The sequence below is a fragment of the Bacteroidota bacterium genome (assembly GCA_020161395.1).
In the GTDB taxonomy this organism is placed as follows: domain Bacteria; phylum Bacteroidota; class Ignavibacteria; order Ignavibacteriales; family Ignavibacteriaceae; genus UTCHB3.
In genome coordinates this window covers 294,358-319,038 of record JAIUOE010000002.1, presented here as the reverse complement: position 1 = coordinate 319,038, position 24,681 = coordinate 294,358, and the positions used below count along the sequence as shown (strand labels likewise).

At 43.6% G+C, this 24,681-nt stretch carries 12 protein-coding genes; 10 read left to right on the top strand and 2 right to left on the bottom strand.

What is annotated here, in order from left to right; translation table 11 throughout:
• The first annotated feature begins 7 nt into the window (after positions 1–7).
• The 10 genes from LCH52_03970 to LCH52_03925 all read left to right on the top strand — a co-directional run bounded on the left by LCH52_03970 (position 8) and on the right by LCH52_03925 (position 15,796).
• Entirely contained in the window at positions 8–688 is a 681-nt protein-coding gene (locus LCH52_03970) for a class I SAM-dependent methyltransferase (protein MCA0387631.1), read from the top strand.
• Between the two features lie 102 nt (positions 689–790).
• Positions 791–2,623, top strand: a complete 1,833-nt coding sequence (gene glmS / locus LCH52_03965) for a glutamine--fructose-6-phosphate transaminase (isomerizing) (GenBank protein MCA0387630.1) — start codon at positions 791–793, stop codon at positions 2,621–2,623.
• 15 nt (positions 2,624–2,638) lie between these two features.
• Complete coding sequence (locus tag LCH52_03960; protein ID MCA0387629.1) at positions 2,639–3,958, top strand: cyclic 2,3-diphosphoglycerate synthase; 1,320 nt, start codon at positions 2,639–2,641, stop codon at positions 3,956–3,958.
• On the top strand, positions 3,955–4,899 hold the full coding sequence (gene arcC, locus LCH52_03955; GenBank protein MCA0387628.1) for a carbamate kinase: 945 nt from the start codon (positions 3,955–3,957) through the stop codon (positions 4,897–4,899). Before LCH52_03960 ends, arcC begins: the two co-directional genes overlap by 4 nt.
• A gap of 12 nt (positions 4,900–4,911) precedes the next feature.
• Positions 4,912–5,844, top strand: coding sequence for an ornithine carbamoyltransferase (gene argF, locus LCH52_03950; protein ID MCA0387627.1), 933 nt, complete (start codon positions 4,912–4,914; stop codon positions 5,842–5,844).
• 274 nt (positions 5,845–6,118) lie between these two features.
• On the top strand, positions 6,119–11,302 hold the full coding sequence (locus LCH52_03945) for a T9SS type A sorting domain-containing protein (protein ID MCA0387626.1): 5,184 nt from the start codon (positions 6,119–6,121) through the stop codon (positions 11,300–11,302).
• 211 nt (positions 11,303–11,513) lie between these two features.
• The gene (locus tag LCH52_03940; GenBank protein ID MCA0387625.1) at positions 11,514–12,437 is read left to right on the top strand and encodes a glycosyltransferase family 2 protein; all 924 of its coding nucleotides are present in this window, start codon (positions 11,514–11,516) and stop codon (positions 12,435–12,437) included.
• A gap of 64 nt (positions 12,438–12,501) precedes the next feature.
• Positions 12,502–13,134 carry a hypothetical protein gene (locus LCH52_03935; protein MCA0387624.1) on the top strand — a complete coding sequence of 211 codons (633 nt, stop codon included), beginning with the start codon at positions 12,502–12,504 and terminating at the stop codon, positions 13,132–13,134.
• 8 nt (positions 13,135–13,142) lie between these two features.
• Positions 13,143–14,303 (top strand): ATP-grasp domain-containing protein, encoded by a 1,161-nt coding sequence (locus LCH52_03930; GenBank protein MCA0387623.1) that lies wholly within the window; start codon positions 13,143–13,145, stop codon positions 14,301–14,303.
• Between the two features lie 32 nt (positions 14,304–14,335).
• Positions 14,336–15,796 (top strand): glycosyltransferase family 39 protein, encoded by a 1,461-nt coding sequence (locus LCH52_03925; GenBank protein MCA0387622.1) that lies wholly within the window; start codon positions 14,336–14,338, stop codon positions 15,794–15,796.
• A gap of 107 nt (positions 15,797–15,903) precedes the next feature.
• On the opposite strand, the gene LCH52_03920 is transcribed toward LCH52_03925, so the two are convergent.
• Positions 15,904–21,108, bottom strand: coding sequence for a T9SS type A sorting domain-containing protein (locus tag LCH52_03920; protein MCA0387621.1), 5,205 nt, complete (start codon positions 21,106–21,108; stop codon positions 15,904–15,906).
• A 286-nt stretch (positions 21,109–21,394) separates the two neighbouring features.
• Positions 21,395–24,529 carry a T9SS type A sorting domain-containing protein gene (locus LCH52_03915; GenBank protein ID MCA0387620.1) on the bottom strand — a complete coding sequence of 1,045 codons (3,135 nt, stop codon included), beginning with the start codon at positions 24,527–24,529 and terminating at the stop codon, positions 21,395–21,397.
• Positions 24,530–24,681: the final 152 nt, after the last annotated feature.

Here is a 24,681-nt window from a genome sequence, read left to right as displayed (position 1 = left end):
CCTTAGTATGACTTCCGGCGAACAGTTCGTTAAAGATGTAATCGAGTGGGATGTGGTAAACTGGTCGAAGTGTCTCCCGTTTTTTAAAGAACGGGCGGGTGATCTCACCGGTAAAAATGCTCTTGCAATCGGGGAGAGGCATGGTGGTCTCTCCCTTTGGCTCGCAAAACAGGGAGCGAAGGTTACTTCAACAGACCTTGAAGGGGTATCTGAAGAAGCAAAAGCGATGCACCTAAAGTATCAGGTAACAAATTCGATTGTATATGAGAATGCCGATCTGACTTCACTCCGGTACCCTGACTCTTCGTTTGATGTAGTAATTTTCAAGTCGGTACTTGGAGCTCTCCGTTCGAAAGAAAATCAGCAGAAGGGGATATCCGAAATTTACCGTGTGCTGAAACCTGGTGGTGTTCTTCTCTTTGCGGAAAACCTGGTGGCATCCCCACTTCACACTTTTCTTCGCAAAAAATTCATAAAATGGGCTTCCTATTGGCGGTATATTACGATTGATGAGGCGGAAGAATTGTGTTGCATGTTTGCCTCATTTTCATTCAAAACCGCAGGCTTTACAGGTGCTTTTGGCAGATCAGAGGGGCAAAGAAGGATGCTGGGAAAACTTGACGGTTTTCTCGAAAAGATGGTGCCCTCGAAAAATCGTTACATAATATTCGCAGTATGTAAAAAATAGTCCAAAATATTTTTTTTCCTGCATTTAAGAGTTTTCCATATTGTTAAAGTTTTTTATCTTGAATAATGTGTTTTATTATTTTTTAATCACAGGAATCGTACCATGTGTGGAATAGTTGGCTATATTGGAAACAACAGTTGCGTACCCGTAATTATTGAGGGATTGAAGCGTTTAGAATACCGGGGATACGATTCTGCAGGTCTTGGTGTTATAAGAAAAGGGAATATAGAAATAACCAAGATTAAGGGGAAAGTGGCTCAACTTGAAAAAGCAGTTATTGAAAGCGGAATTGATTCAACGATAGGTATCGGGCATACCCGTTGGGCGACTCATGGTGAACCAAATGAGGTGAATGCACACCCTCATTCGAACGATGACGGTGATTTAATATTGATACACAATGGTATAATTGAAAACTATTCCACCCTCAAAGCCGGCCTTAAGCAGCATGGTTGCAAATTTAAAAGTGCAACAGATACTGAAGTTCTGGCACATCTCTTCGATACCTACATAAAATCCGGCTACACCCTTTTTGAAGCAGTCCGTCGCGGTCTCAACGAAGTTGAGGGAACTTATGGCATTGCAGTAATCTACACCAAGGAACCTGACCGCATTGTTGCAGCCAAAAAAGGTTCTCCACTCCTTTTGGGAATCGGTGACGGCGAAAATTTTGTAGCTTCTGATGTGTCGGCGATACTTCAACACACGAAAAAAGTGGTTTACCTTGAGGACGGGGAAATTGTAGAAGTTTTTAAGGATCACTATCTCACAAGAACGATAGAAGATATTGAGGTAGACAAGGAAGTTCATCAGATCGAGATGACCCTGGAGGAAATTGATAAAGGCGGCTACCCGACTTTCATGTTAAAAGAGATTATGGAACAACCTGAATCACTTAAAAATTCGATTCGGGGAAGGCTGGTTCTGGAAAATGGTGATGTGAAGCTTGGAGGTTTGGAGAATGTTCTTGATCATCTCCTCTATGTAAAGAGGATAATCATAATTGCCTGCGGTACTTCGTGGCACTCTGCGCTGGTAGGGAAGTATATGTTTGAAACATATCTCAGAGTGACAACTGAAGTTGAGTATGCAAGCGAGTTCAGATACAGGAATCCTATTGTTGGACCCGGTGATGCGGTTTTCTTTATCTCGCAATCGGGTGAAACTGCCGATACTCTCGCAGCTTTGAAAGAAGCAAAAAGGAGAGGTGCACTCTGTCTTGGAATTTGTAATGTTGTAGGGAGTTCCATCGCAAGGGAGAGCAAGTCGGGAGTTTATGTACATGCAGGTCCCGAAATTGGTGTCGCATCCACAAAGGCATTTACCTCGCAGCTCGTCGTCCTTGCCCTGATCACAATATTGCTCGCAAGGCGTAAAAACCTCACTCTGGAAGAGGGGAAGAGCCTCGTGGAAGAATTCAAGAAAATTCCCGAGTATGCCAAAGAGATTTTAAAACAAAACGATTTAATAGAACAAATTGCAGAAAAATTCAAAAATGCCACTAACTTCCTTTATTTAGGGAGAGGGTACAACTTCCCCGTGGCATTGGAGGGCGCTCTGAAGTTGAAAGAAATTTCATACATTCACGCAGAAGGTTACCCCGCGGCAGAAATGAAGCACGGACCAATAGCACTGGTCGATGAAAACATGCCTGTGGTATTCATAGCGCCTAAAGATGCTACTTACGATAAAATTGTAAGTAATATCGAAGAGATAAAGGCCCGTAAAGGAGTTGTAATAGCAATAGCCACCAACGATGATGAACAGATCGATGATCTGGCTGATTACTCCATAAAGATACCCACGACAAGATCGATACTGATGCCCATTCTTACGGTCATTCCGCTTCAACTGCTCGCTTACCATATTGCGATGAAAAAAGGCTTAAATGTGGATCAACCACGAAACTTAGCTAAAAGCGTAACAGTTGAATAACAAAATGGAGAATCTATGGAGCGGAAAAATATCCTTATCATGGGAGCCGCAGGAAGAGACTTTCACAACTTTAATACCTGGTTCAGGGATAAAGAGGAGTATAATGTAAAAGCCTTTACGGCTACTCAGATCCCTAATATCGACGGAAGAAAGTACCCTGCATCACTAGCAGGAAAACTTTATCCGGACGGTATTATGATCTATGACGAGAAAGACCTCACCAAACTGATAAAAGAGATGAATATAGATGAAGTTTACTTCTCATATTCTGATGTCCCCTACAACTATGTAATGAACAAATCTGCCGAAGTTAATGCTGCCGGCGCCTCCTTCACACTTATCGGAACAAAACAGACCATGCTTAAATCATCGAAACCGGTGATTGCAATTGTTGCTGTAAGAACGGGGAGTGGAAAATCCCAGACTTCAAGAAAAGTTGTCGAGCTTCTCAGAGCAGCCGGCAAAAAAGTTGTTGCAGTAAGACATCCAATGCCTTACGGTGACCTTGAAAAACAGCGGGTACAAAGATTTGGTACACTTGAAGACCTCAAAACTCACAAGTGCACAATCGAAGAGATCGAAGAGTATGAACCACATGTGGCAAACGGTGGTGTAATATATGCAGGTGTCGATTACGGCGATATCCTTGCACAGGCAGAAAAAGAAGCTGATGTTATAATCTGGGATGGCGGAAACAACGATTTTTCGTTCTATAAACCAGATCTCACCATCACTGTGGCAGATCCCCTCAGACCGGGTCATGAATCAACCTATTACCCGGGCAATGTTAACATTCGTCTGGCAGATGTTGTTGTTATCAACAAAATTGAATCAGCTGAACCTAAAAATGTACTTTCAGTTCGTAACTATATAAGATCGGTAAATCCAAAAGCTGTCATAATTGATGGTGCTTCACCTATCACAGTTGACAACCCGGAAGTAATCAAAGGTAAAAGAGTTCTCGTTGTTGAAGATGGTCCAACCCTTACACACGGTGAGATGGAATTCGGAGCCGGAACCGTGGCTGCCATGAATTATGGTGCTGCAGAACTTGTTGATCCGAGACCATGGACAGTAAAATCAATCACTTCAACCTATGAAAAATATCCAAAAATTGGTGTTCTTCTCCCTGCAATGGGTTATGGAGATGACCAGGTGAAAGATTTGGAAGATACCATTAATGCCACCGACTGTGACAGTGTGGTTATTGGTACTCCAATTGATCTTGGAAGAATTCTGAAGATTAACAAACCATCTACCAGAGTGGGATATGACCTGCAGGAGATTGGCGGAATAACTTTAGAGAAGATTCTGAAAGAAAAAGGACTTCTATGAGTAAGCTTGCCGTCGTAGCACTCGGCGGCAATGCACTCCTTAGAGGAAATCAATCAGGCACTATAAGGGAGCAGGAACAAAATGCTTTCAATACGTGCAAGAGTCTCGTTGACCTCATCCTTCGCGGATATACTGTAGTTATAACGCATGGAAATGGTCCTCAAGTGGGTAATCTGATACTTAAAAATGAAGCAGGTTACGAGAAATTTTTGCTCCCTAAAATGCCTCTTGATGTATGCGTTGCCGAGTCGCAAGGGCAAATTGCCCACATCATTGCGGTGCAGATGGAGAGACTTCTCCTTCAGCATAACATACAAAAAGAAGTCATTTCCATGGTAACCCATGTTGAAGTGGACGCCAATGATCCTGCTTTTCAAAATCCAACGAAACCGGTGGGCCAATTCTTCCTGAAAGAAGAGGCAGACCTCCTTTCGAAAGCAAACGGCTGGCAATTCCGTGAAGATCCCCGCAAAAGGGGATGGAGACGGGTTGTCGCTTCGCCTGTGCCCACCCATGTCCGTTCAGCACACATCGTAAAAAAACTTACCGATGATGGTCATATTGTCATCTGTGTGGGTGGTGGTGGAATTCCGGTTATCCAAAACGGATATGGCACCATGAAAGGTGTGGAGGCTGTCATCGACAAAGATCTCGCTTCATCGGTTCTGGCAAACCAGATCGGGGCTGATGAGCTTGTAATTCTCACGGATGTCCCTCAGGCATATCTGAATTTTCAGAAGGAGAATGAAGTTGCTCTGGGAGAAATCACAGTCGATGAAGCCGAAAAGCACATTAAAAATGGAGAATTTGCAGCAGGAAGCATGGGTCCTAAAATCCAGGCTGCTGTGAACTTCGTTAAAAATGGCGGAAAAAGAGCAGTAATAACAGAAGCCGGCGAGCTGGGAAAAGCTAATCCGGGAACAAGAATAATCGCTAACTAATGGACTAAAATTATGGCAGTAAATATGAAAGGAAAGAGCTTTCTTTCCATTAATGATCTTACACTCGAAGAGATGTGGCAGATTTTTGATCTGAGCAAAACTCTTAAAGAAAAACTTTATACCGGTGAAGAGCATCACCTCCTTAAAGGCAAAACACTCGGAATGATTTTCGCAAAACCGTCAACCAGAACAAGAATTTCGTTCGAAGTCGGTATCTGGCAACTCGGTGGCATCGGAATGTATTTCGGACCAAACGATTTGCAATTGAACAGAGGTGAAACCATCAGCGATACTGCGAAAGTTCTTTCAAGATACCTCGACGGAATCATGATCAGAACCTTCAAGCACGAAGATGTTGAGGGACTCGCAAAATACGGATCAATCCCCGTTATTAACGGTCTGACCGACCTCCTTCACCCCTGTCAGGTAATGACTGATCTTTTTACAATACTTGAAAAGAGAAGAAAACTCCAGGGCTTGAAGCTTGCATACATTGGAGACGGAAACAACATGGCGCATTCACTTCTGAACGGTTGTTCGAAAGTCGGAATGGATATAACCATTGCCTCACCCAAAGGTTATGAACCTCTCGGATGGATAGTTGAAAATGCAAAGAAGAACGCCAATTACATGGGTTCCAAAGTTGTAATCACCAACGATCCGGTTGAAGCATGCAAAGATGCCGATATCATTTATACAGATGTTTGGGCAAGCATGGGACAGGAAAAAGAGGCTCAGGAGAGAAATCAGAGATTCACCGGATTCCAGGTTAATAACAACCTCGTTGCGAACGCAAAAGATGATTATCTCTTTATGCATTGCCTCCCGGCTCACCGTGAGGAAGAAGTTACAAATGAGGTGGTAGATTCAGCCAATTCAATCGTGTTTGATGAGGCAGAGAACAGACTTCATGTTCAAAAAGCAATCATGGCTTTGGTGATGTAATTACCAAAACTTAAATAATACTTCGGTATTCGTCGTTTAAACCGCTTCAGAAATGGAGCGGTTTTTTATGTGATCTAAAACACACGCCACTCTTAAATAAATACTCGCACGCTTCTGTTCATTTTTCTTTTGGTAATTAATAATACTTTCATTACATTATAATCGTGGAGTATAAAAATTATTTAATCGAAAAATAAATAGAATTCATCGACAAAACTATAAGTTTTATCGAAAAAAAGTTTCTAATCACCTCAATTAATAAAGGAACAAGCAGATGAGGTATTCAAAATACTTTTTGCGTGTTTTATCCATAATCCTGATTCCTTTCGGCGTTTATGCCCAAAACGGGGGGAATGCGCTCTCATTTGACGGGGTCAATGATTTTGTCAAGGTAGACGCAGGATCGGGAAGCGGACTAAACTTCGGCGGTGGAAGCCAATTCACCGTTTCCATGTGGGTATATCCCAACAATCCCGGTGCTGCCGGCGATCAAACATTGTTTCACAAGCACCACAATTTTGTTGGTACAGCTCAGTATACACTTTGGCTGAATGCCGGTTTTTTAAATGCCAGAATTGACCGCTTCTCTGCAGGTGGTAACTTCTTTATGAACGGAGTTACTCCTGTTTTGACACAGTCAAAATGGTATTATGTAACTTTGGTTAAGACAGCATCAGCATTTCAGATTTATGTTGACGGTATACTTTACAATTCTGCTTCAATTCCCGTAACCCAATTAGGTGCTTCCTCATCGATCGGTAATATCTATTTTGGAGTTGATGGATCCGGTGCTGCTCCGTTTAACGGGAAACTGGATGAAATTAAGGTTTGGAGCAGTTCACGCACTTCGACTGAAATAAGAAGAGATATGTACAAGCCGGAAACATCCGGTACCGCAAACCTGCCGCTTTACTTAACACTTGACGAAGGTACCGGACAATTACCTTCGGATGGCGGAAATTCACCGGTAAACAATGTGTATCTCGGAATGGACGGTACTGTTGAGACTACCGACCCAACCTGGGCGGTCTCCGGTTCAACTGCGGGTCCCCGTTATGCCCTTTCGCTTGACGGAGTTGATGAGTATGCACTCTCATTCCAGCCTTTCTCAAACAATTCTGATTTTTCAGTCGAGTTTTGGGCAAAAGCCGGGAACACCGGTTCCCGTCAGGTTGTGTTTTCGCACGGCTCCAGTCCAAACCTGATTCAGATTGGTTTTCTTTCACCGGGTGATCCTGATAACCCGAACGGATTTTTTATCGCATTTGATTCCGACATTCTGGCTTCATCCCTCGGAGCGACTGATGTGGCATGGAATCATTACTCTGCAACATACAACAGCTCGACAGGTGAGAGAAGTCTGTACCGAAACGGAAAGCTTGTAGCAATTGATACCGCTGCGACTTCTTTCAGCACTGGTGGTAATGTAACAGTTGGTTCAACCGGTGTAATTACTGACTATTTCAGCGGGATGGTCGATGAGTTGAGAATCTGGCAAAGCGTAAGAACTCATCAGCAAACAGTTGCCAATATGAGCCGTTCTCTTGTCGGAAATGAAAGCGGGTTGACTGCGTACTACAGATTCGACCAGATTGCTCATACCTCACAAAACAGAGCACTAAACACTGCAAGCGATCTTCTTGATCTCGATCTGGTAAATATTGAGCAGGATGTTGATTTTGTAAGTTCAACAGCTTTTCATACCTGGATTGGGAGTGTGGATAATCAAACAACATCTCCCGGAAACTGGAGCACAGGTTTAACTCCTTCAAACAATGACAATGTCGGGTTTGATGTCTCCACTTTACTCACTCCTCCAGCCAACATAATGTCGTCCTCTGTTTACAGAAATGCGACATTTACAGCATCGGGCACAACACTTGCCGGGAGCCTGGGAATACTGGGTAATCTTGGACTTGCCATTCCTCTTAATGTCGGAGGTAACATGGTCTCTATTGGAATGACCGGAAGCCTCGTTGAGACAGGTTCGAACCTTTTCTCGAACGGTGAGCTGCTTTCCAGCAGAGCGATCAATGCTCCTTCCAACGAGAATATTGCAGGATTTGGTGCATCCCTGACCAGTTCCGCAAATTTGGGCGCAACTCTGGTAAGGAGAGCACACACAGCCTACGGTTATGGTGCGGCAACAGGTATTAACAGAACATATTCTTTTGCTCCTGCAACAAACACCGGTTTGAATGCATCTCTGGTTTTAAGATATGATGACTCTGAGCTTAACGGAAATCCGGAAGCGAATTTGAAATTCTTTAAATCCACTGATAACGGCACTTCATGGACAGTGCTTACCGGTACACATAATACAGTTGATAATACTTTTACACTGACTGGTGAAAACTACCTGGGATTGTACACAGCATTTGGCTATGTAGCCCCGGCAGTGACTTTGACAAATCCAACTGTCAATCAGGCGTTTCTTTCCCTTACACCAACTCTTGAATGGACTATTACCGGTGGAATACCGGCTTTTAGTGCCACAGTTCAGATCTACAGTGACCCCGGTTTAACTACTCTGGTTCATTCTGCGAATGTTGGTGGAGCACTCAGCTATGTGGTTCCTGGTGCTGTGCTCGAGTATAACAGGAGATACTGGTGGAGAATCGTCGTCACCGATGGTGCAAATGTTACAAACAATGGCCCGGTAATAACTTTTACCACCCTTCTTGACACTCCTGTTCTTACTTCACCGGCAACCGAGTTTGAATCACTCGTGATGTCACCTGATTTAAGCTGGGCTATAGCAAACAACAGATCGAATGTCAGATATAAGCTTTTGGTTGGCACATCTCCGGGACTTTCCGACCCTGCAAACACAAATGTGACATCAGGAGTAAACCCGGGAACACTGACACTCAATCCTGTCGGTCTCGCAGTTGCAACAAAATACTGGTGGACGGTAAGAGCTGAAGTGTTTGATGGATCAGCCGCAAACAATGGTGAGTTTAAGGTGGCTTCTCCGGAGAGGACTTTCTATACTCCTCTTGATGTACTCACCACTCCAATCAACGGAGTAACCGGACACACCCTTGAGCCTTCGTTTGCATGGACTGATGTGGCTTTTGAAACCGAATATGAATTGAGGATTTCGACAGCGGGTGGAACACAACTCGATTTCAACGCCGGTGTTATATTTACTGATCTTGCAATTCCTGCAAACAGTACTTCAGTAATCTACAATGAAAATACGCTTAACGAGGGACCGGGTTCACAGTATGTATTCCCGTTAACTCCGAATACCAAATATTACTGGCAACTGGTTGCCAAAGATGGCGGTGTAAGCATTAAATCGCCAATCTGGCATTTTACGACCTATCCGGCTGTTACTGTAAGTCAGCATAATCCGGGTACAGGTGACACCATCTATCTGAACAATGCAATGTTTACATACGGAATCAACCAGGCAACAAACGGGTTGAAGTTCAAGTTGCAGGTTAAATCAGCTCTTGTGGCACCTGTCAAAACAGACTGGCTTACTTCCAATTTCACCGGTACCTCTACAGACCTTTTCCAGACTGTTAACCTATTAGGTGGATTGAAATATTACTGGAGAGTTGTTCTTCTGAACAATTCAAATCAGGTGATGGCATATTCGCCGACAAGTTACTTCCATACCAGTGGTGGTGCAACTGTTCCATATCCATCATGGCCTGTTGGTAATCCACATGTATATACTAATGCCCCTCAGCTTTACTGGTACACGGCGGGTTACAGTTCCGACATCACATTTGATGTTCAGGTCAAATTGTTACCATTGGGTGCACCTGTTTACAGTGCAACCAATATAACTAACATTTATCATCAGTTGACTTCAAACCTTCTGCCCGGTACCTTGTACTACTGGCAGGTAAGGAGTGTTTACAAGAGAGGCACACCTGATGAGCAGATATCGGCATGGAGCTCGGACAATACCTTCACAACATGGGGTGCCGGAACACTTGTTATTCCCAATCCTTCATACCCTGTCGGAAGTCTTACAGTTTACACTACATCACCATATCTTTACTGGTGGCTTGGTCAGGACGGAACCGGATTGACCTACGACATCAGATATGGTACCGATCCGACACTTAGTGTTTACACATCAGTGACAGGAGTAACCAATTTATTCCATCAGCTTTCAAACCTTGTTCCGGGTGCTACCTACTACTGGCAGGTTCGCTCCAACAATGGTTCAGGCACTTCTGCATTCTCAGCAATTCAGTCATTTTCAGTTGCCGGAGGTGTTGCCAACGGATACACTGTGATCAACTGGCCTGCGGGTAATCCAACGGTTTACACTACTCTGCCTACCCTTTCCTGGTATCTTGAGGGATCACCAATGGGTATTACCGGTTATGTAGTGAGATGGAAAGTTGGATCAAATTCAAGCAACTGGAACAGTGACTACACAGGCACAACCACAGTTACAGATGTCTATAACACTTCTTATTCTTTCACTGTACCATTCGCTGAAGGTCAGGTTATTTACTGGGCAGTTGCCGCAACTAACGGTACATCACTTTCTGCCTGGGCAAGCGATTATTTCACTATCTACAGTGGAACAACTCCGGGTGCTCCCGTAATTTCATGGCCCTCAGGCAATGCACTTGTTTACACAGTAAGCCCTCAGTTGAGCTGGTGGGTTAACGGTTCCACAAGTGGAATTATTGGTTATGAAGTTGTTTACAGCTACTCTGATGTATTTGCAAACGGTGCGACAACTACCACCTATTCCACAAACACATGGTTGAATGTTTCAGGTCTCGTTGAAGGAGCCACATACTGGTGGAAAGTAAGAGCCCATTTCGGTGGTCTCTCATATGGACCATACTCAGCGGTGGAATCTTTCACAGTTAATCCCGGTTCATTTGCTCCTGTAACTCCGATAGTCGGAGGACCACATAATGTTCTCATTGGTACTACCTCACCTGTCATCTCCTGGGCACTTCCTGCCGCTCTCCCCACGGGTGCAAAGTTTGAACTTGAAGTTGCTGATAACCCGCAATTCACGAATTCAACAGTTATCGAGAACTTAACAGCTAACAGCAAGTTGATCCAGGGTTTGACAGCAAACAAGAGCTACTTCTGGAGAGTAAGAACAAAGACGAGTGACGGAAATTATTCCTACTACTCGGCTTTGGGTAAATTCAAGGTGATGGACGGAGCAACCGATATTAAAGAAGTTGCAGAAGTTCCGAAGGAGTTTAACCTTTCACAGAACTACCCGAATCCGTTTAATCCTTCAACAAGTATCAGGTTTGCGATACCAACCGATATGAATGTGAAACTGGATGTTTACAATACTCTCGGAGAGAAAGTTGCGGAACTGGTTAATGGACCAATGACCGCAGGCAGCTACTCAATCGCTTTTGATGCATCATTATTACCATCGGGTATCTATTTCTACAGAATTGAAGCAGGCAGCAATGTTGCAGTCCGCAAAATGATTCTGATGAAGTGATGTGAAGGCTGAAATCTGAAGGCTGAATAGCGAAGGCTGAAGGCTGAATGACGAAGGCTGATAATTTAAAAGCCGCTCTTAACAGGGGCGGCTTTTTTATTTGAGATTGCTCTTTGCATATAGAGTTGTGAGTCTTAACTTTGTAATCAGGTTATTTTAAGTTTTAAGACACAATTTTGCACTTTTTAATTCTCTTATTGAAAAGATTTTGATGACAAACTATTCTTTTGTAGTCCCCGTTTACAGGGGTGAAAAGACGATCGGTAAATTATTTTCCGATATTAAACGGGAAATGGAGAGGCTCGGATTTTCTTTTGAGGTAATCTTCGTGTGGGACTGTGGCAGAGATAATTCATGGAGCGTGATTCAGGATTTGTGTAAAAAATACCCCGGTGTTGTGAGAGGAGTTTCTCTAACTCGAAATTTTGGTCAGCATAATGCAATCATAGCCGGAATAGATGCTGCGGACGGTGAATTTATCATTACAATGGATGAAGACCTTCAGCATTCTGCAAAAGATATTGAAAAACTGATAGCGAAGCAAAAAGAAGGGGATTATGATCTCGTCTACGGCAACTATTCAGAACGGGAGCACAACTGGTTTCGAAACATCACTTCGAAGATTATGAAGAAGGCGCTGGCAATTGGAATCCCGGAACTGCATCCCGACTACACTTCATTAAGAATATTAAAAAGTGAGATTGCCAAACACACAACAGAGATGAGTAATTCCTATACTTTTCTGGATGGTTACCTTTCGTGGATTACATCCAATGTTGCAAGTGTAAGTGTCAGCCACTCGCAAAGTGAAGCCGGCAGCAGTTCCTACACCCTGATGAAACTGATAAATCACTCGATTAATGTTTTTGTCACTTTTTCTGATCTCCCTGTGAGGTTTTTGACTGTTTCATCTTTTGGGATTTTTGGACTCTCCATAATTTATACCATCTATGTGATACTGCGAAAACTGATTTTTAATGATTTTGTTTCGGGGTTTGCCACATTTGCAATTATACTTGGTTTTGGCATTGGCAGCATACTGATGGGTTTGGGAATAATAGGTGAGTATATTCACAGAATTAATATGAAATCGACCAAACGACCCAACTTTCTTGTTAGAAAAGAGGTAAAATGAGAGCATTTTATTTCACAAAGGTGTTATTCGGTTTCGTTATTGAGGAAAATACAAGAGAAATATATTGAGAACCATTGGATTAATCGGCTATGGAGCTCTCGGAGTCCAGTTTGAAAAGATGATACTTGGTGAAAGCACGGAAGCGGTTAAATTTGTTTATTTTGATGATATTAAACATAAGGAGAATCCCGGACTGGTGGCACCTTTCTACGGTTACAGGGACAATCCCGAAGTGAGCATTGAATATATGGTATGTCTGGGCTACCATCACCTGAAGTTGAAAAGAGAAATACTGGCTGAATTAAAATTGAGCGGAAGGAAACTTTACAACTTGATTCATTCCACTGCCTATGTAAGCAAAACCGCAAAACTTGGCGCAGGAATTGTCATCTATCCGAAGTGTAATGTTGATGAGGAGGTGGTACTTGAAGATGGTGTCCTGTTGAACAATTCATCGGTGGTTTCTCACAATTCAATCGTTGGTAGATCGAGTTATTTCGGGGCTGCTGTAGTTATTTCCGGAGTAGTGGAGATAGGGGAGTGTACATTCATCGGTTCAGGGACTGTGACAGCAAACAACCTGACGATTGGTTCGGGATGCGTTATTGGTGCCGGTTCTGTAATTACCAAAAGTGTCCCCGATAATGTTAAAGGTGTTGGCAATCCTTTTCGTTTTGCCACTATTAACTTACAATAAAGTTATTAATGAAAAAAATTGTAATCATCGGTGCAAACAATTTTCAGGTTCCTCTCATCAGGAAAGCCCGTGAAATGGGCTTTGAGACACATGTGTTTGCGTGGGAAGAGGGTGCTGTTGGCAGAGAGTTTTGCGACCGGTTTTATCCTGTCTCGATCATTGAAAAAGATGAGATCCTTTCCATTGCCGGAAAACTGGCTCCAGCCGCAGTTGTTTCAATCGGTTCCGATCTCGCCTCAATCACTGTAAATTATCTTGCAGAAAAACTTGGTCTTCCCGGTAATACCATGAGATGCTCGGCATTGACAACGAATAAATTCCTCATGCGTGAGCGACTTGCAGAACGGGGAGTGCTGTGTCCCGGTTTTGTGAAGCACACATCAGGTACCGGGAGTGTTGATGCAAACCACCTCAAATACCCGTTGATAATAAAACCGGTTGACAGATCGGGAAGCAGGGGAGTAACCAAAATTGAGACCATGTTCGAGATGTCTGATGCCATATCGAGAGCAATAACCGAATCGTTTGCCGGTGAGTGTGTAATCGAAGAATTTGTTACGGGAAAAGAGTACAGTGTTGAAATGATTTCATTCAGAGGTGAGCACCACTTCCTGCAAATTACTGAAAAGGAAACCACAGGTGCCCCATATTTTGTGGAGAGCGGGCAGCATCAACCTGCAGATCTTTCTGCAACAGTCAAAACCGGAATCATTAAAACAGTAACTGCTGCACTGGATGCTCTCGAAGTGACAAATGGTGCTTCGCATACCGAAGTGCTCGTTACAAAAAGTGATGAGGTTTACATTGTTGAGACGGGTGCAAGAATGGGGGGCGACTACATCGGCTCGCATCTTGTTCAGCTCTCGACGGGTTATGATTTCCTCATGGGAACAATCCTTGTTGCTTTGGGAGAGTTTGAAGAGCCTGTGTTGGATGATCCCGCTTTTTCGGGGATTTATTACGAAATCCCAAAACCAGGTGTCATAACAGAGGTCATAGTCAATACTCATCTTTACCCGGAGATTGTTCAGACAGAGGTTTATTACAAGACAGGTTACCATCTGCCTGAGGTGAAAGAAAGCAACCAAAGGGCGGCATCGTTCATCTACAAGTCGAAGTCAGGGAAATTCAAATATGATCCATCCATTCTTCAGATAATAACCGGGTAGAGGTTACGATTTTCGAGAGACCAGCCATACTGTTGAAAGAGAATATTTCGAAGCATAAATCCGAATATTTTCTGGCATTTGTCACTGTAATTCTGTTCTTCTACTTTACACCCGTTTTGGATGAAGGTGATTGTGCCGATTACCTCCGATACGCCGAAAAATTCCTTGGTCTTAATTCCATCCTTTTCCCGTACCGTTCTCCACTTTATCCCTTGATTCTTGCGGGACTGATCAAACTTTTTGGATATGCAGCCCTGCCAAACCTTGTTCTGGCGATACAGCTTTTTTTGATTTTCTGCACAAGTTTGCTTGTCAGAAAAACTTTCTCACTGGTCGGACTTTCAGAAAAGAAGCTTAACCTGATACTTTATCTGACATTTTTTAATCTGTCGGCACTTTATTATTCTTTTATGTTCATCACAGAAGTGCTTTCGTGGTTTCTGTTCACACTTTCCATCTGTTTCCTGCTTAAGGCTATCGTTTCGGGTGACAACAGATATTATGCGTTTGCAGGTCTGTCAACAGGGATTACTATTCTCTCCCGGTATAACCTGATTCCTCTTCTGCCTCTCTTTTTTATCATCATCATTGTAAGACTTTTTATTCAGCGTAAAGAGCCGGGTACGAATTTTGTGAAAGAGATATTCCTGAAACCTGCTGTTTATGGTTTGCCACTCCTTGCTATTCTTGTTTGCTGGAGTTTCGTAAATCTGAATGTGAACGGTAATTTCGGATTGTTTCCGGGAGCCGGTGTGTCAGGAGGAGCAAAGAAGGGAACGGGTGTTCCATTTTATGTCGGGAGAAATGCGCTCATAGCAACGATCGACAGCAGTGTGAAAGTGAGTGTTGAGAATCAGAAAGTGCTGCAAATATTTTTGGATGCGAGAGAAAAAATTCAAACAAAAAACCGCATCGATGCGAACAGTTGGATGAACATTCTGGGCGAGGAAAACAAACAAACTCTCGCAAGCTCATTTATCGGTTACAAAGTTTACAATGAAGCCACGCTGAAACTTTTCGATTACTACAAAATAAATTCCGCAAATGAAGCCCTGTTGAATGAAAAACTCGGCGGATTTTATGATGAAATTTATCAGCAGACCTCCGGAAAAGTAAATCTGATTCGAGTGGTCTCAGTTGTTTATTCATTGTGGGTTTCATCAAGCCTTCAGAACTCACCGGAGAAGGGGGACATTAATTTTAATGTTCTACCCGGTTTTGTAATCACGCTCCACAAACTATACTGGTTGCTGGTCATGGTGTCTTTCGTTTTTGTGTCAACATACCTGCTGATTAAACTGACAAGGAATGTGAAGGAGCAATCGAATTTTATCATCATCTCCCTTATACTTGTCGTTGATGCCCTCCTGATGACCAATGTTATTTTCAATACGATCAATGATGCAAGCAGATTCAAGTTCCCTGTAGAGGCACTCGTTATCGGTGTGCTTGTTTTCTCGATTGACAGAATAAAACTGCCCTTCAAAAAATAATTATCCCCAATGATATTTAAAATAAGAAAGCCGCCCTTTTTCAGAGCGGCTTTTGAATTATCATTTATCGACTTTCAGCCTTCAGCCTTCGATATTCAGCCTTCACATCATTTCATCAGAATCATTTTGCGAACAGCGACATTGCTGCCGGCTTCAATTCTGTAGAAGTAGATACCGGAGGGGAGTGATGAAGCGTTGAAAGCTATTGAGTAGTTTCCTGCCGTCATTGGTCCGTTTACCAGTTCAGCAACCTTCTCACCGAGAGTATTGTAAACAACCAGTCTTACATTCGCGTCAGCCGGAAGAGCAAACTTAATAGTGGTTGAAGGATTAAATGGATTAGGGAAATTCTGACCCAATGCAAATTCTGCCGGAATGGATGAGTTATCCTTGATATCGGTAGCACCATCCATTACTTTAAACTTGCACATTGCTGAATAGTAAGAGTAGTTGCCGTCACTGTTTTTCGTTCTTACTCTCCAGAAATACGATTTGTTTGGCGACAAACCTTGAAGTGACACATTCACTGAAGTTAAGTTCTCAAAGATGGTTGAGTTTGTGAAGTTTGCATTTTCAGCGATCTCGAGTTCGAATTTGATTCCGGGTGTAACGGCTGCAGGGAGCCCCCATGAAATAACAGGTGAGATTGTACCGACTATGACATTATTGGGTCCGCCTGCGATTGGAGTAACAGGAGTGAAAGCTCCCGGATTTATCGTAAACGATTCCACTGATGAGAATGCACCGTATGAAAGACCTCCGAAGTGGGCTCTGACTTTCCACCAGTAGGTTGCTCCTTCCACGAGACCTGCAACATTTAACGAAGTGATTGTGGAGTAAGCTGTGGTTGTAGCACCATTCGCGAACACATCTGAGTAGCTGTATACAACTTCGTAACCAACAATTCCACTTGTTGAGCCGTTAACCCACCAGTTTAATTGAGGATCGACAGTAAATAACATGGCATTTCCAACGGGCCACGAAAGAACAGGAGCTCCGGGTGTGCTTCCGCTGTATATTGTGAAATAATCCGATGACCATGATGACAATGAAGAGCCGTTTGACGAAGCAACTGCCCAGTAAACCACTTGACCTTCCGAGAACGGGATGGTGAAATTATAGAAGGTATTGTGGACTCCGGCTACAGTTGCCGTACCCGTATAATCTGATGCCCAATTGCTTGAATTGGAACCAACTTTCCATCTCACTACATATTCAGTTATTCCCAGGGGAGACCCTTCGAGGTACCAGGAAAGTGACGGAAGGGTAGTGTACACAGTTGGATTGCCTGTGGGCCAACTTAAGACGGGATAACCGTTCGCAACTCCTCCGGCAACAGTAAATATTCCCAAGGCGGAATTAACACTCTGCCCGAGTCCGTTCTGCGCCCGTACCTGATAGTAGTATGTCGTTCCCGGAGTAAGATTGGATACCTGTACAAAAAGACTGGTTCCGGCGTAAAAGTCTGTCCAACTTGAGAAAGAGGGACTGGAGCTGATTCTGACATAGAAGTCGAGTCCTGTACCGGCTTCGCCAAGATACCAGTGAATGTATGGAGCAGTCGTGTAAACCACAGCGTTGTTGATCGGATATGATAACTGTGGAGTTACAAGAGCTCCGCCACCCCATGGCTGAAATATTTGGAAGGGGCTCCAATCAGAAGTCCGTTCAAACCCGGTTCCGCGTTTATAGACACTTCTTACTCTCCAGTAATGATATGCCGCCGCAGTCAGAGGGGTTGTAATCTGGTGATAAATATTAGTGATATTGGTACTTGAATAGACCACGGGTGAAACGATTGAACCTGCCCTCACTTCGACATCAAATGTTATATCGGGACTGTATCCTGCGGTGTACCAGTTTAATTGTGGTGTGTTTGTATACACTCTTACTGAATTCAGGGGCCAGGAAGGTATCGGTATTGTTGCTCCACCGCTTGTGCTGAAGTATTTAGTTGCAGAGTAAGCCAATACCTGATTTGCGTTATTTAGCAAGACCACTCTCCAGTAATATTTCAGCCCGCCGAGCAGATTGACTGTTTGAAACAGATTTGTTGAGGTGCCTGAGAAATTTGAAGTAAGCCAGTCTGTTCTGACAGGGGGAGTGAGGGCAGACTTTACTTGTAACTTGAATTTTAAGCCGTTGGTTGCCTGATTTAAACCATAAGTGAACAAAATACTGTTCAGGAAGACAGAGTCACCGCTGGCAGGATAATACTGGCTCACTGAAACTGCCGGATAAGTGGTGAAATGCCATATGGGGGATTTAATGCTCACAACACCATCTTTACCCACGAGTTGCCAGTAGTAAATGGTATTCGGAGCAAGTGGAAAAGGGAATGTCCCGGGGGCAAGTTCATCCTCGGTGTTTTCGTTATAAACCACACTTGTTGTATTTGCCGGTAGATTCAAATCCGTGAAAATCACACCATTGTTGAATGCGGTCTGTGAACTTCCTGCCGTTGAGATTCTCAATTCATAACCCGTTTCCCAGGCAACATCATCCCAGGTAAAAGAAGGCTCAAGGGTATGACCGGTTACACCATTAACAGGAGAGGTTTGAATAGCGAGCGGGGTGTAAAATGTCCTTTCTGTTGCTGCAGTGTAATTTTCCCCGTTGTTATGAGCTGTGATATCACTCACCTGCGCATTTACTGTCCACCAGTATTTTGTGGCTATTGCAAGTCCCACCGGATTAAGGACGAAAGAACCGGGATTTACTGCGGTCGTTAGATTTGTGTTTGCACCAACAGTCAATCCGGGAGCTGTACCGACAAGCAGATGATATAGGACATTGGTTGTACTTGGGTTTATGCTGAATTCCAGGTCAGGCGACATCAGTAACGATTCAAATTCAGTTGCAGGGAAGACGAGCGCAGGGGTATCGAGAAGAGTGGTAAAAGCTCTTGTCGGGGAGTAATTTACGACACCTGCCGCATCAGTTACAGCAGCTCTCCAGTAATATCTGGTATTGTACTGCAGGACTGATGGAGGAACATTGTAAATTGGCGCTCCTGAAAACGAACTCGAAGCGTGAACAAGATTTGTCAGTGCCGCATCGCTGTAAATTTCAACTACGAAACTAAAAGCGGGCATACCTCCTCCCATAATCCAACCGATGGTTGGAGTCAATGAAACCAGAGGTTGATTTACACCCGGCTGTACCGGAATAATAATCGGTGCGGCATATCCAAATGCAGTATACATTCCGAGCGAATTTTGTCCTGTAATTGTAAACGAGTTGTCTACAACATTTTGTGTTGCCGGTACACCGAACCAGGTAATGCCATTGTCAGTTGATTTTAATATCTTCAGGTTACTTTCTGTGTTACCATTAAGCTCTGATTCATCGTAATGAAAAACAAGAGTGGCATTAAGACCTGTGTTCAAGGAGGGACTTATTTTAAAGAATCTTGTAATTGCGGTTGAAGCTCCAAGAATCCAGCCAAAGTGAGTCCGCTGAACGAGCGTGGGACCAAAATTAGCTGAAGAAGTGAAAGTCATCCCAAAGTTGGCTGCATTCACATTATTGGGTGCATTCAGGATCAAACTCATCATAATCGTGCCATTGCTTAAGATACCCGAGCCTGATTCAACAAGATTTCCGAACTGCCCCATAAACACATTGCTTCCGGAGAGGTTCAGTGGCAGAGTGGTACCCAAAAGGCTGCCCTGAATATTCATTCCCGATGCACTTGTAATACCGGGTGTTGTTATGGTGGCATTAAACCAGGACATACCCCCGGTGAGCAAGGGAATGTTCGCAAGGGAAGAGATTGCATTAAATCCTACACTGCTAAAGGGGTCAGGTACTGAGAGATTGCCCCAGTTTAATGCGTTGGTTATGTCACTGCTGACTCCACCTGTCCATGAATGGAATGGTGCCTGATCAGAAAAATCGAGATCACCTTCAATGTTGGAAAGGATTAAATTAAATTTGTTGGAAGTGAAATCATAAGCCTGATTTTGAGATAATTCCGGTGTCTGGTCAAAGCGATATTGTGCATATAATCCGGTTTCATCACTATTGACGGAAGTATTCATATTTTCGAGAATTTGTGACTCACTTCTTTCGGTTGTCCAAATCCTCAGTTCATCCATATATGCATTTACAAATTTCTGAACACCATCCAGTGAACCGAGAAACATGGTACCGGAGGAGTTTAATGTACCTGGCGATATATCCTGTGCAATCACCAGTCCATCCTTATACAGTTTCCTCTGTCCGGAGGTTCTGTTGTAAGTCGCTGCATAATGGTGCCAGTTTACATCGAGTAAACCCCCGGGACCCACAAGTTCATTTCCGTAAAAAGAGATATAGAAAGCGTTTGGATTATTAATATCCGATGACGATTTAAAACCCAGGGTAAGTTGCTGGTTATTGGAAGCTGTCCCTTGTTTGAGAACAACCTGTTCTGATCCGCCACCGGTATGTCTTAACCAAAACTCCACAGATAAATCAGTGGTGTTAAGAACCGGATCGGGGGACGATGATTGTCCAAATTCATCCAAGCCATCAAATTTGATTGACTGGCGAGGTCCTGCAGTGGCACCGGAGACAGCCCAGGTCGGGTCTTGAGACTCGGCACCCGAGGTGGGTCCCAGTGTCACGGTGTTAGCCGGAGTATTTCCAAAATCCGTCGGTACCTGCCCGGTTCCTTCATTTAGAGGAAGATAAAGAGTCAGATTCGTCGTGGCAGATGACTCGTTTCGGTACATATCCTGACGGATCTGATCCGCGGTTCGTGCACCATTCCATACTTTAATCTCATCCATTTTACCGTCGAGGGGGAAAGTGCCGGCATCATCGCGTCCGAACATGACATTTCCATTTGAAGCGGAAGCACCAAGTTGAGTGACAGGGATATTACCTGCGTTATAAAGAATTCCGTCGACATAAACCTGCAATTGAGTGGCAGTTTTAACAAAGGAGATGTAATACCATTTCGACTGGGTTATAATGGCTGAGGGACCTGTTAAAAAGTAATTGCCACCTGCAGAGAATCTGTCGATCCGGCAGCTTACCACTCCTGAATTGATCCAGATTGAGTATTGCACAGTCCCGATAGCGCTAAAGTGTTTGTGGAATAAATATTGATTCACTACAGAAGCGGGGTTATTGGGATATACCCAAAAAGAGGCTGTAAACTGGCTCGATCCACCGAGGTTCAGACCCGTTCCGGCTCCTGCATCAACTTTTACATAATCATCAGAACCGTCAAAACTGAGAGCGTTTCCGCCATTCTGTCCAAAAAGAGGCTGGGTAAAAAAAAGAAGAGTCAGAACAGATAAAAAGTATCTTAAATACTTCATCGTTTCTCCGTCGGTTAAATTAGATAAAATCTTTGTACACATTTTTGAGAATAAAATTGCAACACAGAAGATTCAAAAAGATATGGTTCCCGGTTATAATTTAATATAAGTATTATTATCTACCTAACGAAAAATTGAATATGAAAAAAATAAATCAGGAGATGAAGGAATTGTGCGAAAAATCACAAAAAAAAACCGCCCGTTTTAGGGGCGGCTTTTTAATTATGAATTATGACTTTCAGCCTTCGCTATTCAGTCATTCAACTTTCGCTATTCAGCCTTCAGATCATTTCATCAGAATCATCTTGCGAACGGCAATGTTGCTGCCTGCTTCAATTCTGTAGAAGTAGATACCTGATGGTAATGCGGATGCGTTAAAAGCGATTGCGTAATTGCCTGCAGTCATTGGACCGTTAAGCAGTTCGGCAACTTTTTCACCGAGTGTGTTGTACACATCAAGTTTTACATTCGCATCTGCCGGTAAGGCAAATCTGATGTTGGTTGAAGGATTGAACGGATTTGGATAGTTCTGATCGAGGTTGAACTCTTTCGGGATTTCTGCAACTTCTTTTACATCAGTTGCTCCATCCATTACATTGAACTTGCCCATTCCTGAGTAGAATGAATAACTTCCGTCGCTGGTCTTTGTCCTTACTCTCCAGAAGTAGCTTTTATTTGTTGTCAATCCCTGAAGCATTTTGTTGTTTGCTGTCAGGTTGTTGAAAACGGTTGAACCTGTAAACTGTGAATTGTCAGCAACTTCAAGTTCAAATTTAGCACCCGCAGGAGGAGCTGCAGGAAGTGCCCACGACAGTATTGGAGTAGTGGTGCTGATCATAACATTGTTCGGTCCTCCAACTATTGGAGTTACTGGAGCAAACGAACCGGGATTGACAGTGAACGATTCAACTGCCGAGAATGCACCATAGGACATACCACCCAAATGAGCTCTTACTTTCCACCAGTAGGTTGCGCCTTCAACAAGACCTGTAACATTCAGGGATGTTGATGTGGAATAAGCTGTGGTGGTAGCAGCAGGAGCGAATACATCGGAATAGCTGTAGACAACCTGATAACCAACGATTCCGCTCGTGGAACCATTTACCCACCAGTTCAACTGAGGATCGACGGTATAGATCAAAGCGTTACCGGAGGGCCAAGAAATGACAGGAGCACCCGGTGTGGCACCACTGTAAATCGTGAAATGATCGCTTGACCAGGCAGAATGTGTAATACCGTTTGTGGCAGCTACTGCCCAGTAAACTACCTGACCTTCAGCGAAAGGTACTGAAAATGTGTATGAGGTATTATATGCATCACCGACAAAAGCAAATCCGGTATAATCAGCATCCCAGTTGGATGAATTTGAACCGGTTTTCCATCTGACATGGTAACCTGTAATACCCATAGGTGAACCTTCAAGGTACCATGAGAGGGTTGGTGTTGTTGTGTAAACAGTTGGATTGCCGGTTGGCCAGTTAAGAACTGTAAATCCATTAGCAACTCCACCTGCGATCGAAAATGACTGAATTGCAGAGAATGCCGAAGTGCTTGAACCATTGTTTGAACGAACCTGCCAGTAGTAGGTGGCACCGGGAACAAGGTTAGAAAGCTGATGGAACAGATTGGTAACACCTGCTACCGAAGCATAAACTGTAAGTGTTGGATCAGTTCCGTATCTGATGTCGTAGGTTAAACCTGTTCCATCCTGACCCAGCCACCAGTAAAGATATGGTGAAGTGGTGTAAACCAACAGGTTATCAACAGGATATGAAGGATTAGGCACGACAAGTGTTCCGGCACCCCAGGTTGTGAAGGTGTTGTCAGCACTCCAGGCGGATGTCTGTTCATCGGGAGTGCCTCTCTTATAGACACTTCTAACCTGCCAGTAGTACATCGTACCCGGGAGGAGATTAGTAGATATCTGATGATAAATGTTTGTTATGTTGGTCGCACTGTAAACAGGTACACCCAAAGGTAACAGTTTAACCTGCACATCGAATGTTATGTCAGCGCTGTATCCGGCTGTGTACCAGTAAAGTTGTGGAGAATTGGTATACACTTTAGGATTACCAATGGGCCATGAGGGATAGGGAACTGTAGCCCCTCCACTCGTGGTGAAGTAACTGGTTGGTGAATACGCCATTACCTGATTTGAGTTGTTCAGAAGGACGACTCTCCAGTAATATTTTGTGCCTCCTAAAAGGTTGACAGTCTGGTTTAAATTAACCGAAGTTCCTGTAAAATTGGATGTGAGCCAGTCTGTTTTTACCGGAGGAACCAAAGCAGACTTAACCTGCAATTTAAACTTCAGGTCATTGGTTGCCTGATTGATGCCATAAGAGAAAATTACATCGTTCAGATAGACAATATCTCCGTTAGCAGGATTAAACTGACTTACGGTAACAACCGGATAAGTGGTAAAATGCCAGATTGGTGACGGGACACTTACACTTCCATCTTTAGCAACGAGTTGCCAGTAGTAGGTTGTGTTGGCATTGAGCGGGAACGGATATGTTGAGCCCGGTCCCTCGTTAAGTGTGTTTTCGTTGTAAATCACCGAAGTGGAATTCGCAGGTATTGCGAGATCGGTGAAAACCAGTCCGGCATCAAAAGCGACCTGTGATCCACCTGCGGTTGAAATTCTAAGTTCATACTCTGTCTCGAAATTCACATCTGTCCAGGCGAAGGTCGGTTCGAGTGTATGACCGGTTACTCCGTTTATCGGAGTGGTTAGAACATCAAGCGGGGTGTAGAAGGTCCTTTCAGTGGCAGCCTGGGCTGTTTCACCATTATTTGCAGCTGTTCCACTGCTTACCTCGGCATTGATTGTCCACCAGTATTTCGTGGCGGGAAGTAAAGCCAATGGTGTGGTTGAAAGGGAGCCTGGATTTACACCGGTGGTGCTGTTAAGGTTGGCACCAACAGTTAAACCGGGGGAGGTTCCTGTCAGAAGTCTGTATCTCACATTTCCTTTATTATCGTCCATTGTCCAGGAAAGTGTTGGAGTCATTGTGTTGGAAATGTATGCATCGGCGGGCGAAGCGAGAACAGGTGTAGCGAGAAGTGTGGTAAAATTAGCTGATGCAGTTACGGACCCAATAAATGCGCCGTCAGTAACTTCAACTATCCACCAATATCTCCAATTGTTCTGCAGCACGCCACCGGGGACAGCGTAACTTGTTGCAACTCCAACATTTGCAGTATGCAACAAAGTGGAAAAAGTTCCATCAGTGTAGATGTAAACTGTGCTGTTATAAGGAGGTGTGCCGGCTCCAATACTCCATTCAAGTGTTGGCGTAAGCGTGACACCTGTAGAAGCTGGTACCGGATTCGTTATGTTCACGGTTGGTTGTGCATTCAAAGTGAATGCGACCGAGAACAGAACAAAAACTGACAAAAAGAACTTAAAATACTTCATGTATTTGTTCCTTTGATTATGAGGTGATTAAAAACAATATTTTCGTCGAATGATGATTTTCCGTCGACGAACCGCTCTTATTCGACGGTTAACTGATTATTAAAATTTAGCTACATTAATGTAATCAAAGTATTATTGCAATCAAAGTTAAT